Origin of the sequence: Streptomyces inusitatus (assembly GCF_014651115.1) — a bacterium.
Classification (GTDB): Bacteria; Actinomycetota; Actinomycetes; order Streptomycetales; family Streptomycetaceae; genus Streptomyces; species Streptomyces amakusaensis.
This window is the reverse complement of the sequence record NZ_BMWG01000002.1, coordinates 224,206-240,375: the sequence shown is the minus strand read 5'-3', so window position 1 is coordinate 240,375 and position 16,170 is coordinate 224,206. Positions and strand designations below refer to the sequence as shown.

Below are 16,170 nucleotides of genomic sequence, written 5' to 3'. Positions count from 1 at the left end.
TCGGCCCTGACCTGCGCGGACGGTCGATTGTCAGTGGCGTGGTGCAGTGTGGAAGCACATCGGATCGAGCGATCTGAAGGGGGAGGCATGACTGCGTCCAAAACCTCTGTAGGCACCGGAGCCGAGGTCCTGAGGCCCCACGCGGAAGACGCCTTCGCGGACGAACTGCGAGCACTCGCCCAGGCCGACGACCGTCCCCGGCCGGCCGGTTGGCTGCTCTCTCCGTGGGCCGTCTCCACCTATCTGCTGGGCGGCCTGCTGCCGGACGGCACCACCGTGATCACACCCAAGTACGTGGGCCCGCGCCGGATCGTGGAGGTCGCCGTCACCACGCTCGCCACGGACCGGGCGCTGCTTCTCCTCGGGGTGCCCGGCACCGCCAAGACCTGGGTCTCCGAGCATCTCGCCGCCGCGGTCAGCGGCGACTCGACCCTGCTCGTCCAGGGCACGGCGGGCACACCGGAAGAGGCGATCCGCTACGGCTGGAACTACGCGCGGCTGCTCGCCCACGGCCCCAGCCGCGAGGCGCTGGTGCCCAGCCCCGTGATGCGCGCCATGTCCGAGGGCATGACCGCGCGGGTCGAGGAGCTGACCCGGATCCCCGCGGATGTGCAGGACAGCCTGATCACGATCCTGTCCGAGAAGAGCCTGCCGGTCCCCGAACTGGGGCAGGAGGTCCAGGCGGTGCGCGGATTCAATCTCATCGCCACGGCCAACGACCGGGACAGAGGTGTCAACGACCTCTCCGGAGCGCTCCGCCGCCGTTTCAACACCGTCGTGCTGCCGCTGCCCGCGACGCCCGAGGCCGAGGTCGACATCGTCTCCCGGCGCGTCGGCCAGATCGGCCGCTCGCTCGATCTGCCCCCGGCCCCCGAAGGGCTTGAGGAGATCAGACGCGTCGTCACCGTCTTCAGAGAACTCCGGGACGGCGTCTCGGCCGACGGCCGCACCAGGATCAAGACGCCATCCGGCACCCTCTCCACGGCCGAGGCGATCTCCGTCGTCACCGGAGGGCTGGCGCTCGCCGCGCACTTCGGCGACGGGGTGCTGAGGCCGGCGGACGTCGCGGCCGGGATCCTCGGCGCGGTGGTGCGCGACCCGGCGTCCGACCGTGTCGTCTGGCAGGAGTATCTGGAGACGGTGGTCCGCGAGCGGGACGGCTGGCAGGACTTCTACCGCGCGTGCCGGGAGGTGAGCGTGTGAAAGGCCCCCTGCTGCTCGGAGTGCGGCACCACGGACCGGGCTCGGCGCGGGCGGTGCGGGCCGCGCTGGAGGCGGCCGTGCCCGAGGCGGTGCTGATCGAGGGACCGCCGGAGGGCGACGCGCTGATCGCTCTGGCGGCGGACGAGCGGATGCGGCCCCCGGTCGCGCTGCTCGCCCACGCGGTGGACGAGCCGAGCAGGGCCGCGTTCTGGCCGCTGGCCGAATTCTCCCCGGAGTGGGCCGCGATCCGCTGGGCGCTGGGGCGCGGGGTCCCGGTGCGCTTCATCGACCTCCCGGCGGCGAACTCGCTGGCGACGCCTTTGGACAGGGACGGGAACCGCCCGGACCACCCGGAGACACCCCGCGCCGCCCTCCCCCGAGCAGCGCGCCCGGCCCGCCGGCCGACGGGGGACCCCGAATGGGACGCCGTCCCCGACCCGGGGTGGGACGCGGTGCCCCGGGGCTCCGAGGACGGCCGGGCGGCCGACGGCGTTCGGATCGACCCGCTCGCGGCGCTCGCCGAGACCGCCGGACACGACGACCCCGAGCGGTGGTGGGAGGACGTCGTCGAGCACCGAGGCGGACTCGGCGACGGCGACCCCCTCGCCCCCTTCACCGCCCTCGCCGATGCCATGCACGAGCTGCGAGCGGCCCACGGCCCCGGAGGCCACCATCGGGACCTCGTCAGGGAAGCCCATATGAGGCTTCGGCTCCGCTCCGCGCACAAGGAGTTCGGGGACCGGGTGGCCGTCGTCTGCGGAGCCTGGCACGTGCCCGCGCTCCGCCGGCGGACCACCCTCGCCGCCGACAGAGCCCTCCTCAAAGGGCTCCCCAAGGTCAAGACCGAGATCACCTGGGTCCCCTGGACCCATCGCAGACTCGCCCGCCACAGCGGTTACGGCGCCGGAATCGACTCCCCGGGGTGGTACGAACACCTCTTCCGGGCCCCCGACCGCCCCGTCGAACGCTGGATGACCAAGATCGCCGGGCTGCTGCGCGACGAGGATCTGACGGTCTCCTCCGCCCATGTCATCGAGGCCGTCCGGCTCGCCGAGACCCTCGCCGCCCTGCGCGGCCGCCCCGTCGCCGGGCTCACCGAGACCACCGACGCCGTCCGGGCGGTCATGTGCGACGGCTCCGACGTCCCGCTCGACCTCATCCGCGACCGGCTGATCGTCGGGGACGCCCTCGGCGAAGTCCCGCCCGACGCCCCCGCCGTCCCCCTCCAGCGGGACCTCAGCCGCTCACAGCGCTCCCTGCGGCTCAGACCCGAGGCCCTGGAGCGCGAACTGGAGCTGGACCTCCGCAAGGAGACCGACGCCGCCAGGAGCCGGCTGCTGCACCGGCTCCGGCTGCTCTCCGTCGACTGGGGAGAACCCTTCGAGGGCCGGGGGAGCACCGGCACCTTCCGGGAGAGCTGGCGGCTGCGCTGGGACCCCGAACTGCACATCAGGGTCGCCGAAGCCGGATCGTGGGGCACCACCGTGCGCTCCGCCGCCACGGCCAGGGCGGAGCACCGGGCCCTCGGCACGACCGACCTCGCCGGTCTCACCGCCCTCGCCGAGCAGTGCCTGCTCGCCGGGCTCACCGACGCCCTGCCCGTCGTCATGCGCGCGCTCGCCGACCGCGCCGCGCTCGGCACCGACGTGGGACAGCTGGCCCGGGCCCTCCCCGCACTGGCCCGCTCGCTGCGATACGGGGATGTCCGGGCCACCGACACCACCGCCCTCGCCGAGGTCGCGGCAGGCCTCGCCGAACGGATCTGCGTCGGCCTGCCACCCGCCTGCACCGGACTCGACGCGGACGGCGCGGACCGGATGCGAGGCCATCTCGACGCCGTCCACACCGCGATCGGCCTGCTCCCCGACTCCTCGAAGACCACCGAGCGCTGGAGCTCCGCGCTCCACCGGCTCGCCGCACGGGACACAGTGCCCGGGGTCATACGCGGCAGAGCCGCCCGGATCCTCCTCGACGACGGACGGCTGGACGAGGAGGAGGCCGCCGGGCACATGAGCCTCGCTCTCTCGGCCGGCACCCCGCCCGCCGACGCCGCCGCCTGGATAGAGGGCTTCGTCGGGGGAGCCTCCGGCGGCGGGATGCTCCTGATCCACGACGAACGGCTCCGCTCCCTGGTCGACGACTGGCTCACCGGAGTCTCCGCCGAGGCGTTCACCGACATCCTGCCGCTGCTGCGCCGCACCTTCTCCGCCTATGAGCCCGCCGTCCGCCACACCCTGGGCGAGCTGTTCCGGCGCGGTGCGGCCGGCTCCGGCGGCGGTCCGGTCCGGCCCGACGCCCCGGCGGCCCCCGGTTTCGGCCCCGGTCTCCACGGGGAGCGGGCCGACGCCGTACTGCCGGTGCTCCGGCTCCTCCTCGGCACCGGTATCGGCACCGGCACCGGCAGTACTGACGACACCAGCCGCTGCGGCGCGCACGGCGAACGGACGGAGGCGGGGGCATGAGCCGGACGGCAGAGCCGACGGGCCAGGACGAGCGGGTGCGAAGGTGGCGGCTGGTACTCGGCGGGGGTCCGGCCGACGGCACCGGCCGCCCGCTCACCGGGACGGACCTGGCCGTCGACGGAGCCCTGACCGCCCTCTACGGCGGTCAGGAGGGGCCGGGGAGCACCGGCGGCCGGGGCCGCGCCGGCGGGCTCGGGGCGTCCGCGCCCTCCGTCGCCCGCTGGCTCGGCGACATCCGCCGCTACTTCCCCGGCTCCGTCGTCCAGATCATGCAGCGCGACGCCATCGACCGGCTCGGCCTCTCCCGACTGCTTCTGGAGCCGGAGATGCTGGACGCGGTCGAGCCCGACGTCCAACTCGTCGGCACCCTCCTCTCGCTCAACAAGGCCATGCCCGAGACCACCAGGGAGACCGCCCGCGCCGTGGTGCGCAAAGTCGTCGCCGAGCTGGAGAAGCGACTCGCCACCCGCACCCGCTCCACCCTCACCGGGGCCCTCGACCGGTCCGCCAGGACCAGCCGGCCCCGGCACCGGGACATCGACTGGGACCGCACCGTCCGGGCCAACCTCAAGAACTACCTGCCCGAGCTCCGCACCGTCGTCCCCGAGCGGCTCGTCGGCCACGGGCGCGCGTCCCGGTCCGTGCGCAAGGACGTGGTGCTCTGCGTGGACCAGTCGGGCTCGATGGCCGCCTCCGTCGTCCACGCCGCCGTCTTCGGCGCGGTCCTCGCCTCCATGCCCTCCCTCCACACCCGGCTCGTCGTCTTCGACACCTCGGTCGTGGACCTCACCGACCGCCTGGACGACCCGGTCGACGTGCTCTTCGGCACCCGGCTCGGCGGCGGCACCGACATCAACCGCGCCCTCGCCCACTGCCAGTCGCGGATCACCAGACCGGCCGAGACCGTCCTCGTGCTGATCAGCGATCTGTACGAGGGCGGGATACGGGACGAGATGCTCAAGCGGGTGGCGGCGATGAAGGCGTCCGGGGTGCGGTTCGTCACGCTGCTGGCGCTCTCCGACGAAGGCACGCCCGCGTACGACAGGGAGCACGCCGCCGCCCTCGCCGCCCTGGGCGTTCCCGCGTTCGCCTGTACGCCGGACCTCTTCCCCGAGGTCATGGCCGCCGCGATGGAGAAGCGCCCGCTGCCCGTACCCGATCCCTGATCCCGGTCTCCGGCGTCCTCCCGGGGCACGGATATTCGGATCGCAGGCCCCAGACCCCTTTCGCATCTGTGACCGTTCTCACCACTGATGTGTGAGCTGGGATTTAGGGAGGTACGGGCCACGGGGATACTCTGCGAGGCGGACATGCCGCGTGCCCGGACACCGTGCGCGCCTCCCTTGTGACATCGCAGTCACGTTGCCCTTCGCGGCACGCCCACGCAGAAAACGAACCGCGATCATCAGAAAAGGGACGGACGCGCGTGGACCTGTTCGAGTACCAGGCGAGGGATCTCTTCGCCAAGCACGGTGTACCGGTGCTGGCCGGTGAAGTCATCGACACGCCTGAGGCGGCGCGCGCGGTGACCGAGCGTCTCGGCGGCCGTTCGGTCGTCAAGGCGCAGGTGAAGGTCGGCGGCCGCGGCAAGGCCGGTGGCGTGAAGCTGGCCTCCAGCCCGGATGACGCGGTCGAGAAGGCCGGTCAGATCCTCGGCATGGACATCAAGGGCCACACGGTCCACAAGGTCATGCTGGCGGAGACCGCGCCCGACATCGCCGAGGAGTACTACGTCTCGTACCTCCTCGACCGCACCAACCGCACCTTCCTGGCCATGGCCTCCGTAGAGGGCGGCATGGACATCGAGGAGGTCGCGGCCAACAAGCCCGAGGCCCTCGCGAAGATCCCGGTCAACGCCAATGAGGGCGTCGGCCTGGAGAAGGCCCGCGAGATCGTCGCGGCCGCGAAGTTCCCGGCGGAGGTCGCCGACCAGGTCGCCGACATCCTGGTGACCCTCTGGAAGACCTTCATCGCCGAGGACGCCCTCCTCATCGAGGTCAACCCGCTGGCCAAGGTCGCCGACGGACGCGTCATCGCGCTCGACGGCAAGGTCTCCCTCGACGAGAACGCCGACTTCCGCCAGCCGGAGCACGAGGCGCTGGAGGACAAGGCCGCGGCGAACCCGCTGGAGGCCGCCGCCAAGGCCAAGAACCTCAACTACGTCAAGCTCGACGGCGAGGTCGGCATCATCGGCAACGGCGCGGGTCTGGTCATGTCGACCCTCGACGTCGTCGCCTACGCCGGTGAGAACCACGGCGGCGTCAAGCCCGCCAACTTCCTCGACATCGGCGGCGGCGCTTCCGCCGAGGTCATGGCGAACGGCCTGGAGATCATCCTCGGCGACCCGGACGTCAAGTCCGTCTTCGTCAACGTCTTCGGCGGCATCACCGCCTGCGACGAGGTCGCCAAGGGCATCGTCCAGGCTCTGGAGCTGCTGAAGGCGAAGGGCGAGGACGTCACCAAGCCCCTCGTCGTGCGCCTCGACGGCAACAACGCGGAGCTGGGTCGCAAGATCCTTTCCGACGCCAACCACCCGCTCGTGCAGCGCGTGGACACCATGGACGGCGCGGCCGACAAGGCCGCCGAGCTCGCGGCGAAGTAAGGGATCAGACCACCATGGCTATCTTCCTGACCAAGGACAGCAAGGTCATTGTCCAGGGCATGACCGGTGCCACGGGCATGAAGCACACCAAGCTCATGCTGGGTGACGGCACCAACATCGTCGGCGGTGTGAACCCGCGCAAGGCCGGTACGACGGTCGACTTCGACGGCACCGAGGTACCGGTATTCGGCACGGTCGCCGAGGCGATGGAGAAGACCGGGGCCGACGTCTCCGTCCTCTTCGTGCCGCCGGCCTTCTCCAAGGCCGCTGTCATCGAGGCGATCGACGCCGAGATCCCGCTCGCCGTCGTCATCACCGAGGGCATCGCGGTCCACGACTCGGCCGCCTTCTGGGCGTACGCCATCAGCAAGGGCAACAAGACCCGGATCATCGGTCCGAACTGCCCCGGTCTGATCACTCCCGGTCAGTCCAACGCCGGCATCATCCCGGGCGACATCACCAAGCCCGGCCGTATCGGACTGGTCTCCAAGTCCGGCACGCTGACCTACCAGATGATGTACGAGCTGCGTGACATCGGCTTCTCCTCGGCCGTCGGCATCGGTGGCGACCCGGTCGTGGGCACCACCCACATCGACGCCCTGGCCGCCTTCGAGGCCGACCCGGACACCGAGCTGATCGTGATGATCGGCGAGATCGGCGGCGACGCCGAGGAGCGTGCCGCCGACTTCATCAAGGCGAACGTCACCAAGCCGGTCGTCGGTTATGTCGCGGGCTTCACCGCCCCCGAGGGCAAGACCATGGGCCACGCCGGCGCCATCGTGTCGGGCTCCTCCGGCACCGCGCAGGCCAAGAAGGAGGCCCTTGAGGCCGCAGGCGTCAAGGTCGGCAAGACCCCGACCGAGACGGCCAAGCTGGCGCGCGAGCTGCTCAACGGCTGACGCCGATACCGGTAGCACTACCGGTAGCAGTAGCAGTAGCAGTAGCAGTACAGGCGACACAGAGCGGTAAAACGCGTCCGGGCCCGCGCCCCCTCACCGGGGGTGCGGGCCCGGACGCGTCTGTCACGGAATCCGCGGCACCAGCCGCCCCGGGCCGTGCGCCGGCTCGGACAGCAGCCGCTCCCGCAGCTCTCTGCCCCGGTCGGTCAGCGGCTGCGGCCCGGCGTGCGCCGGGATGCCCTCGACCCGCTGCCCCGGGGAGACCTCCGGTTCGTACTGGCTCGGCGCGGTGGCCAGGGTGAAGCCGGTCGCCCCGACGATCAGCGCGGTGACGGTGAGCGCGGTCCGCGTCCAGAACCACACCAGCCGCTCACTGCCCTCCCGCACCGAACGTGCGGGCACCGGCTGCGGCGGCGGGCAGGCGTCGGCGAGGGCGGCCAGCCGCCGATGCAGCTCCTCGGGCGAATTCACCTCCGGCAGCCGCCGCGCGATGGCATCGCGCGCGTGCAGCACCCGGTTGGCCGCCGCCGGAGTGCTCGCCTCGGTCTCCGCCGCGGTCTCGGGCAGATCCAGGCCCAGACCGTCGTAGAGCACCAGCGTCCGGCGGTACGGGGGCGGCAGCTCCAGCAGCGCGTCGAGCAGCGCGCGCTGCTCACGCTCCAGCGGCGGGGAGTCCGGGTGCCGGTGGGCGCGCCGCAGCCGCTGCCAGGGCGACATCGCGAACTCGTACGCGGCGGCCCGCACCCACCCCACCGGGTCCCGGTCGCGGGCGACCTCCGGCCAGTTCTGCCAAGCGATGTGGAAGGCGCGCTCGACGGCCTCGTGCGAGAGCCCGCGCCGCCCGGAGAGCAGAAAGGCCTGGCGTACGAGGGCGGGTGCGGCATGCGCGTACAGCGCGTCGAACGCCTCGGACGGCGTCGGCTCCCCGGGCGCCCGGGGCCGCTCCGGCTCCCGCTCGGCCCAGGTCGGCCGCTTCCTCCGTTCGGGTGGTGTGGGCCGGGGGGCCGCCGGGTGTCCGGGGTGCGCCCCCTCGTGCGCGCCGCCCGGGCCGGGGGCCGAATCGGCCCCGGCTGCGGTGCCCGCGGCTTCGGGGGGAGGCTGTGTCTGCGGCCCGGTCCCGGGCGCCGCCCCGGCCGACGCGCCGACCAGGGCTCCGGCGTCGGGCTCCGCCTCGGCCAGAGGCCCGGCCCCGGCCCCGGCTCCGGCTCTCACCTCAGCCCCGGCCTCCGCCCGGCGCTCGTCAGCGGCCCCGGCCCCGGCTCCGGCCAGAGACCTGGCACCGGGTTCGGCCTCAGGACCCGTACACGCATCCGCTGCGGCCACGGCCCCGCCCCGGGAGACGGCCGTGGCCCCGGTCCTGGTCCCGGCGGCGATCGCCGCCGAAGGACCGGCTTCGGTCCCGGCCGAGAAACGGTCCTCGGCGTCGTCGTCGGCGCCCGTCTGTGCCACTCGGCCGCCGGAGGCGATCCCCAGCAGCTTCGCGTACGCCTCGCGACGGCGGCCTCTGGGCTCGCTGCGGCCCGTCTCCCAGGCGCGGACGGTCGCCTTGGTGACGCCCACCGCCGTCGCGACTTCCTGTTCGCTCATGGACTTCGCCTCGCGCAGCCTGCGCCGTTCCTTGGGGGAGGGCAGTGGCGTCGCGTTGGAAGCGGAGTGGGTGGTGCTCTGGGTCATGAAGGACTCCCCGAAGCGCTGCACTCTGCATAAAAGTACATAAACGTATCTTGAGCGACACAACGGCTATTCGCCCGTTACATGGATAGAGCGCGTGTCGTTGGCAGCATGGCCGCGTGACCCAGACGACCGATCACGGCCCCTCGTACTCGCAGACTCCGGTCCTGGTGCAGGGCGGTCGCCGCGCCGCTCTGGCCGCCTGTCTCGTACGGGGGGCGACCGCGGCGGGACTCGGGCTCGGCGCGTTCGCCGTGCTGGTGATGGGGGTGTGGATCAGTTCGCCGTACCCGGACAACGGCCCTGACGGGGCGTTGCACGTCGCGGCCGCGTTCTGGCTGCTGGCCCACGGCACCGAGCTGGTGCGGGAGGGGACCCTCTCCGGGCAGCCGGCCCCGGTCGGGCTGGTGCCGCTGCTGCTGGTGGTGCTTCCGGGGTGGCTGATCGTGCGGGCCGCGCGCGACGGGCTGGTGCCGGACACGGACGGCCGGCGGCCACGGCCCGCGCCCTGGGGCGCGGTGTGTGCCGTGAGTGCGGGATATCTGCTGGTCGGCGCGGTGGTCACGCTCTACGCGACGGGCGGTTCACCGGCGGCGGATCCGCTGAGCGCGCTGCTGCGGCTGCCGCTGGTGACGGTGGGATGCGCGGTGGCGGGGGTGTGGACGGCGAGCCACAGCCCGGGCGGCCCGCTGCCCCCGTGGCTGCCGGGTCCGGCCCGGGTGAGGCTGGCCCGCACCCGGGTGACCGTCGCGCTGCGCTCGGCCGCCGCCGGTGCGCTGGTGCTGCTCGGCGGCGGCGCGCTGCTCGTCGCCTCGGCGCTGGTCTGGCACGCGGACGCCGCCCAGGATTCGTTTCTGCATCTCTCGGGGACCTGGTCGGGACGGTTCGCGGTGCTGCTGCTGGGGATCGCGCTGGTGCCCAACGCGGCGGTGTGGGGTGCGGCGTACGGGCTCGGGCCGGGCTTCGCGCTCGGCACGGGGTCGACGGCGACGCCGCTGGCGCTGACCGGTGATCCCGCGCTGCCCGGCTTCCCGCTGGTCGCCGCGATCCCGGCGGAGGGCCCGGGGACACCCCTGAACTGGGCTTCCGCCGCCGTCCCCGTGGTGGCGGCGCTGGTGATCGCCTGGTTCACGGCGGATCGCGCCGCGCCCCGGTACGGCGAACGCGAGAGCGCCTGGAGCAATCGGGAGACCGCGCGCGCCGCGCTGCTGGGCGCGGTCGGCTGCGCGGTGCTGATGGCGGCGCTCGCGGCGGTCGCGGGCGGCCCGATGGGCACGGAGCGGCTGGCGGCGTTCGGCCCGGTGTGGTGGCTGACGGGCGCGGCGGCGCTCTGCTGGTCGGTGGTGATCGCCGTACCGGTGGCGGTGGGGGTGCGGATCTGGCGCGTCGTCACCGGGTACGGGGCGGGGGCCGGGGTGCGGCGCGGCAGGCTGCGGCTGCGCGGGGACCGGCTGCCGAGGGTGCCCCGGCGCGGGCGGGCGCGCTCCGGCGGGGCCGGGGCGAAGAACCCCTTCGAGGAGTACGACTTTCTGCCCGAGCGTCCGTCGCCCCCGGACCGGGGTCCCGCGCCGGAGCGGGAAGGCGATCTGGGGCTGGATCTGATCCTTGCCCCGGGGCGGATCATCCAGCCGGAGCCGGAGCCGGAGCCGGAGCCGGAGCCGGAGCCGGAGCCGGAGCCGGAGCCGGAGCACGCGCGGGGCTCGGACGGCCCCGCCGCGGACCAGCGCCCGCGCCCGCATCCGTACGCGGAACAGGGCGCGGAGCCCGCCGCCGCCCCGTCGGGCCCGGCCGGGAAACCGGCGGAAGCGGAAGCGGAAGCGGAATCGGAGCAGAAGTCCATTCCGGCCACCGGAACCGACCCCGTCGACCCCGACCGGTCCGGCGGGGCTCCGAGGCCGGAACCCGTGCGGGCACTCGCCCCGGACCCGGCGGGGGCCGAGCCGGGGGCCGAGCCGGGGGCCGAGGCGGAAGGCAGACCCGAAGCCGGGTCAAGGGCCGGGACAGAAGCCGAAACGGAACCGGGCCCGGAGGCCGCCGCAGCCGGTGCCGACCGGCCGTGGGCCGCCCCCGCGAGCCCGTGGCCGGGCGCTCCCGGGGACGGGACGGCTACTCGGTGACGCCGATGACGTCCCGCAGCGGCTTGGGCAGCTTCTCGTTGCAGGAGAGCTGGGCGTCCTTCGTCAGGGCGTCCCGCTCGCAGGTGTAGAAGTCGCGGTAGACCAGCTGCGCGGTGAAGGCGGCCGCCACGATCCCCAGTGCGATGGCGCCCATCACCAGACCGGTGATGGCCGCCGTCCGCTGGGAGCGGTTGGAGAGCCGGCCGCCGCCGTTGCCGGAAGACCCGGAGGACCCGGAAGACCCGGAGGCCCCGCCGGAGCCGCCGGTGGTGGCGGCGGGCCCGGCCGACGGCGCGGAAGCGGCCTTGGCGTCGCCGCTCGCGGGCCGCTCGCCCTTCGCCCGCAGGGAGCTGATCGACCAGTACAGGGCCAGCGCGCCCAGCAGCAGCGCGATCTCGGTGAAGTCGAAGATCGCGAAGAAGAACGCCCACATGCCCGAGAGCAGCGCGTACCGCGCGCGGCGCTGGGCCGGGTCGGTCGGGTCCCAGCGCAGCCCCGAGGGGGAGCCGTTGGGGCCCTGCTGGCCGCCGTTGGATCCGTTCTGCCCCGGGCGCCCGCCGAAGCCGCCCGACGAGCGGCCCGGCTGGCGGCTGCTCCACTGGCTGCCCCAGCCGCCCCGCCCGCCCCGGTCGCCCGAGGAGTCCGAGGAGCCGTCGGAAGACCCGGAGCCGGAACCGGAACCGGACCCGGAGCCAGAACCGGAACCGGACCCCGAACCGGAGCCCGACGGGTCGGAGGAGCCGCCGGAGGGCTGCCGGGGCTGCCAGGGCTGGTCCGGCTTCCCCTCGGGCGGCGGTGCGAAGGGGTTGTTGTCGTCGGTGGACTGGCGCTCCCGCGGCAACAGGAGGTCCGTACGGCGGCGTCGGTCCGGCATCTGGTGAACGTCTTCCCCTCAGACCCGTGGTGCGCGGTGGGTCTTGTGTCGTGGATCCCGTCGGGAGACGGGCCGTTGTCCCCTGACGCTACCTCCCGGCCACGCCCCCGTCCCGTGGGGGCCGTCCCGTGTGCCGGTATCGTTGCTGACGGTCGGCCTCTTCGTAGAGTTCCCCGTATCGGGGAACACGAGCTATTCGTACGACCATACAAATGCGCTGGCTTCCGCGTTCGCGGCGGAACCCACGCACGGACACATCGCGAGAGACACCCGAAACACCCGCCTTCCGCACGCGAGAAAGAGACCCGCCGTGGCCTCCCCGCCCTCCTCCGCCGGTCCCGCACGCCTGGTCGTCCTGGTCTCCGGCTCCGGCACCAATCTCCAGGCCATCCTGGACGCCGTCGCCGCCGACCCCGAGGGCTTCGGGGCCCGTGTCGTCGCCGTCGGGGCGGACCGGAGCGGCATCGCCGGTCTGGAGCGCGCCGACCGCGCCGGTCTGCCGACGTTTGTCTGCCGGGTGAAGGACCACGCCTCGCGTGACGACTGGGACCGCGCGCTGGCCGACGCGACCGCCGCGTACGCACCGGATCTGGTGGTCTCGGCCGGCTTCATGAAGATCGTGGGCAAGGAGTTCCTCGCCCGTTTCGGCGGGCGGGTGGTCAATACGCACCCCGCCCTGCTGCCCAGTTTTCCCGGTGCCCACGGGGTGCGTGACGCGCTCGCGTACGGAGCCAAGGTCACCGGGTGCACCGTCCACTTCGTCGACGACGGCGTCGACACCGGCCCGATCATCGCCCAGCGCGCGATCGGGATCCGGGATGCGGACGATGAAGCCGCTCTCCATGAGCGCATCAAGGATGTCGAGCGAGCGCTGCTCGTCGAGGTCGTGGGGCGTCTGGCCCGTAACGGCTATCGCATTGAGGGACGAAAGGTAGTTTTCCCGTGACTGTTGACGCTACTGAGGCCGCCGTGGCCGCCGAGGCCGGGAAGCGGCCCATCCGGCGAGCGCTGGTCAGCGTGTATGACAAGACGGGTCTGGAGGATCTCGCCCGGGGTCTGCACGAGGCGGGCGTGGAACTGGTCTCCACCGGCTCGACCGCCGGGCGGATCGCAGCCGCCGGGGTGCCGGTCACCAAGGTCGAGGAGCTGACGGGCTTCCCCGAGTGCCTGGACGGCCGGGTCAAGACGCTGCACCCGCGCGTCCACGCCGGGATCCTCGCCGATCTCCGGCTCGACTCGCACCGCGAGCAGCTGGCGGAACTGGGCGTCGAGCCCTTCGGCCTGGTGATCGTCAACCTCTACCCCTTCCGTGAGACCGTCGCCTCCGGCGCGTCCCCGGACGAGTGTGTCGAGCAGATCGACATCGGCGGCCCCTCGATGGTCCGCGCCGCCGCCAAGAACCACCCCTCGGTCGCGGTCGTCACCAGCCCCGAGCGGTACGCGGACGTCCTCGCGGCCGTCCGGGACGGCGGCTTCGACCTGGCCGCCCGCAAGCGCCTCGCCGCCGAAGCGTTTCAGCACACCGCCGCGTACGACGTGGCCGTCGCCGGATGGTTCGCCTCCGCGTACGCCCCCGCCGACGAGTCCGGCTTCCCCGACTTCGTGGGCGTCACCTACGAGCGCTCCAATGTGCTGCGCTACGGCGAGAACCCGCACCAGGGCGCGGCGCTGTACGTGAGCGGGAGCAACGCCGGTCTCGCGGCGGCCGAGCAGCTTCACGGCAAGGAGATGTCGTACAACAACTACACGGACACGGACGCCGCGCGCCGTGCCGCGTACGACCACGCCGAGCCGTGCGTGGCGATCATCAAGCACGCCAACCCCTGCGGCATCGCGGTCGGCGCGGATGTCGCCGAGGCGCACCGCAAGGCGCACGCCTGCGACCCGCTGTCCGCGTTCGGCGGCGTGATCGCCGTCAACCGCCCGGTCTCGGTCGAGCTGGCCGAGCAGGTCGCGGAGATCTTCACCGAGGTGATCGTGGCCCCGGCGTACGAGGACGGCGCGGTCGAGGTGCTCGCCCGCAAGAAGAACATCCGGGTGCTGCGCAGCCCCGACGCGCCCTCCTCCACGGTCGAGGCCAAGCCGATCGACGGCGGCGCGCTGGTGCAGTTCACCGACCGGCTCCAGGCCCCGGGCGACGACCCGGCGAACTGGACGCTGGCCACCGGCGACGCGCTGAACGCCGATGAGCTGGCCGAACTCGCCTTCGCCTGGCGGGCGTGCCGCGCGGTCAAGTCCAACGCGATCCTGCTCGCCAAGGACGGCGGCTCGGTCGGCGTCGGCATGGGGCAGGTCAACCGCGTCGACTCCGCGAAGCTCGCGGTGGAGCGCGCGGGCGAAGAGCGGGCGCGCGGTTCGTACGCCGCGTCCGACGCGTTCTTCCCGTTCCCCGACGGGCTGGAGATCCTGACGGCCGCGGGCGTCAAGGCCGTGGTCCAGCCGGGCGGCTCGGTCCGTGACGAGCAGGTCGTCGAGGCGGCGAAGAAGGCGGGCGTGACCATGTACTTCACGGGCACGCGCCACTTCTTCCACTGAGATCTGCTGAGATCCACTGAGGTTCACTGAGGTTCACCGAGTTCACCGAGTGGTGGGGGCGGGCGGCGAGTGGGAGGACATCGCCGCCCGCCCCGGCCCTGTGGCCCGACGGCTCAGCAGCTGGGCAGCCACTTCACCGAGCGGATCAGCACCTCACCCTTGAGGTTCCGCCGTTCCAGGGGCTGAAGACAGCCCACCGGCTCCTTGAAGTCCTTCTTCTCGAAGTAGTGGGCCCCGGGCAGATCGTCGACATATCCGTTGTTGAGCACGGACCGCGGCGGCGAGTCCCGGCCCCAGTCGCAGACGGAGAACTCGGAGTGCCAGTCCCGCTCGTCGTCGTACCAGGCGCACATCTCCCCCTCGCCGTCCTCCTCGCTGAAGAAGCAGACATGGCCGACGGCACACCGGTCGTACCCGGCGGCCTCCGCCGTCGGGGTGTCCCGGAGCACGATCAGCATGAGGGTGCACGCCACGACGGCCGCCACCGTGGAGCTCCAGCCCACCGGTGAGCGGAGTCCGGCGTCGGACCGCCGTCGGCGTCTTCGCGCGGGGCGGCGGCCGACCGGACGCCGCCCCATGAACCGGCGGGGGAGCCGGGGCGAGGCGGGCACACCGGCGGCCGTCTCGACCCGCCGCAGCAGCTCCCCGGTGTCGAGAGCGGCCCGCTCCTCCTGACCGGGGGCCAGGCAGACGGTGACGATCTCCCGCCACTCCTTGGGCAGTTCCGCCGAGAGGCTCAGCTCCTCCTCGCCCCGCGCGTACCGTACGGCGGCGTCCCTGCGGGCCCCCGGGGTGGCCCCGGGCAGCGGCAGCGATCCGGTGAGCACGAGATGGGCGAGGACGCCGAACGCCCAGATGTCGGCGGCGGCCCGCAGATGCCCGTCGGGCTCGCCCGCCCGGTCCCACAGGAGTTCCGGGGCGCTCCAGTCGGTGGTCTGGAAGGCGGGCGCGTAGCCGTGCGCGCCGTGCGGCTCGCTCGCCTGGTGGAAGTCCCCCAGCCGGACGCTCTGATCGGGCATCAGCAGGACATTGCCCGGCTTGAGGGCTCCGTGCGCCCATCCCGAGTGGTGCAGCTGATGGAGGCCCTCGCAGATCTGGGCGAGCAGCGCGGGCCCGGCCGCCGGGCGCGGGCAGTGGCGCAGCAGGCTCTCCAGGGAGCTTTCGGCACGCTCCAGTACGACGACGGTCGCGCCGTCGATGAGGGGTTCGGCGGGGTCGTCCACGGTGAGTGTCTGGTGCATCCGGATCAGCCGGGGCCGCCGGATGCGGCGCAGCACCTCGGGCTCCCGTGCGGAGATCTCCCGGAGATGGTCGAGCTGACGGGGGGTGCGGGTGCCGGCGGGCAGGAACTTGAGCGTCACCTCGGCGGGCGGGCCCGGCAGGCCGTGCGTGCCGGCTGCGGTCGCGGCCTCGGCACGCCGGCCCGCGTAGACGGTGGCGAACGCGCCGGAGGCCAGCGGCTCGCGGACCTCCCAGGGACCGACCCGGTATCCGGGCGGCACCGGTAGGGCCAGTGAGTCGAAATGCAAATTCATCGGACCCGCTCCACTCCAGGCTCGGTTTCCGGCTGTGCGTGCGGCGAGAGGTGCGTGGAGTCGCTGCCCGGACGGGGAAACGCCCAGGTGGACGCGGTGGGGAAAGCGTCGCGAAACAGTTCGGGGAAAGCGCGGGGGAAAGCGTGGGGATTCGCCGGGGGAATCGCCCGCGAGGCGGACGGGGCGAACAGGGGGGTCGGGACGAACAGGGGGTACGAGGTGGTCGGGGGGTACGAAGTGGTCAGGGCGGACGGGGCGGTCAGGGCGGTCAG

Annotated in this window: 11 protein-coding genes; 8 read left to right on the top strand and 3 right to left on the bottom strand. The window is 73.1% G+C overall.

What is annotated here, in order from left to right; genetic code table 11:
* Positions 1-87: 87 nt before the first annotated feature.
* From IE247_RS04870 to sucD, 5 genes are all read left to right on the top strand, one after another.
* Positions 88-1,203 carry an ATP-binding protein gene (locus IE247_RS04870; protein ID WP_190121634.1) on the top strand — a complete coding sequence of 372 codons (1,116 nt, stop codon included), beginning with the start codon at positions 88-90 and terminating at the stop codon, positions 1,201-1,203.
* Positions 1,161-3,665, top strand: coding sequence for a DUF5682 family protein (locus tag IE247_RS04865; RefSeq protein WP_373305522.1), 2,505 nt, complete (start codon positions 1,161-1,163; stop codon positions 3,663-3,665). Before IE247_RS04870 ends, IE247_RS04865 begins: the two co-directional genes overlap by 43 nt.
* The gene (locus tag IE247_RS04860; protein ID WP_190121633.1) at positions 3,662-4,831 is read left to right on the top strand and encodes a vWA domain-containing protein; all 1,170 of its coding nucleotides are present in this window, start codon (positions 3,662-3,664) and stop codon (positions 4,829-4,831) included. Before IE247_RS04865 ends, IE247_RS04860 begins: the two co-directional genes overlap by 4 nt.
* A gap of 260 nt (positions 4,832-5,091) precedes the next feature.
* Positions 5,092-6,267 (top strand): ADP-forming succinate--CoA ligase subunit beta, encoded by a 1,176-nt coding sequence (gene sucC, locus IE247_RS04855; RefSeq protein WP_190121632.1) that lies wholly within the window; start codon positions 5,092-5,094, stop codon positions 6,265-6,267.
* 14 nt (positions 6,268-6,281) lie between these two features.
* Positions 6,282-7,166: a succinate--CoA ligase subunit alpha gene (gene sucD, locus IE247_RS04850; RefSeq protein WP_190121631.1), complete on the top strand. Its 885-nt coding sequence runs from the start codon at positions 6,282-6,284 to the stop codon at positions 7,164-7,166.
* Positions 7,167-7,289: 123 nt separating this feature from the next.
* Here sucD and IE247_RS04845 read toward each other — a convergent pair whose 3' ends face one another.
* Positions 7,290-8,840 (bottom strand): helix-turn-helix domain-containing protein, encoded by a 1,551-nt coding sequence (locus IE247_RS04845; RefSeq protein WP_190121630.1) that lies wholly within the window; start codon positions 8,838-8,840, stop codon positions 7,290-7,292.
* 116 nt (positions 8,841-8,956) lie between these two features.
* On the opposite strand from IE247_RS04845, the gene IE247_RS04840 reads away from it, so the two are divergent.
* Entirely contained in the window at positions 8,957-10,954 is a 1,998-nt protein-coding gene (locus IE247_RS04840; RefSeq protein ID WP_190121629.1) for a cell division protein PerM, read from the top strand.
* On the opposite strand, the gene IE247_RS04835 is transcribed toward IE247_RS04840, so the two are convergent.
* Positions 10,944-11,828 carry a hypothetical protein gene (locus IE247_RS04835; RefSeq protein WP_190121628.1) on the bottom strand — a complete coding sequence of 295 codons (885 nt, stop codon included), beginning with the start codon at positions 11,826-11,828 and terminating at the stop codon, positions 10,944-10,946. The genes IE247_RS04840 and IE247_RS04835 overlap by 11 nt on opposite strands.
* A gap of 310 nt (positions 11,829-12,138) precedes the next feature.
* On the opposite strand from IE247_RS04835, the gene purN reads away from it, so the two are divergent.
* Together purN and purH are read left to right on the top strand one after the other, a co-directional pair.
* Positions 12,139-12,774 (top strand): phosphoribosylglycinamide formyltransferase, encoded by a 636-nt coding sequence (purN, locus tag IE247_RS04830; RefSeq protein ID WP_190121627.1) that lies wholly within the window; start codon positions 12,139-12,141, stop codon positions 12,772-12,774.
* A complete protein-coding gene (gene purH, locus IE247_RS04825; RefSeq protein ID WP_190121626.1) occupies positions 12,771-14,363 on the top strand; it encodes a bifunctional phosphoribosylaminoimidazolecarboxamide formyltransferase/IMP cyclohydrolase in 1,593 nt (530 codons plus the stop codon). Before purN ends, purH begins: the two co-directional genes overlap by 4 nt.
* A 113-nt stretch (positions 14,364-14,476) precedes the next feature.
* On the opposite strand, the gene IE247_RS04820 is transcribed toward purH, so the two are convergent.
* Positions 14,477-15,898 (bottom strand): protein kinase domain-containing protein, encoded by a 1,422-nt coding sequence (locus IE247_RS04820; protein ID WP_190121625.1) that lies wholly within the window; start codon positions 15,896-15,898, stop codon positions 14,477-14,479.
* Positions 15,899-16,170 lie beyond the last annotated feature (272 nt).

Coding starts and splice junctions, on each gene's coding strand:
- IE247_RS04870 (WP_190121634.1), top strand. CDS start 88: ATGACTGCGTCCAAAACCTCTGTAGGCACCGGAGCCGAGGTCCTGAGG.
- IE247_RS04860 (WP_190121633.1), top strand. CDS start 3,662: ATGAGCCGGACGGCAGAGCCGACGGGCCAGGACGAGCGGGTGCGAAGG.
- sucD (WP_190121631.1), top strand. CDS start 6,282: ATGGCTATCTTCCTGACCAAGGACAGCAAGGTCATTGTCCAGGGCATG.
- IE247_RS04845 (WP_190121630.1), bottom strand. CDS start 8,840: ATGACCCAGAGCACCACCCACTCCGCTTCCAACGCGACGCCACTGCCC.
- IE247_RS04835 (WP_190121628.1), bottom strand. CDS start 11,828: ATGCCGGACCGACGCCGCCGTACGGACCTCCTGTTGCCGCGGGAGCGC.
- IE247_RS04820 (WP_190121625.1), bottom strand. CDS start 15,898: ATGAATTTGCATTTCGACTCACTGGCCCTACCGGTGCCGCCCGGATAC.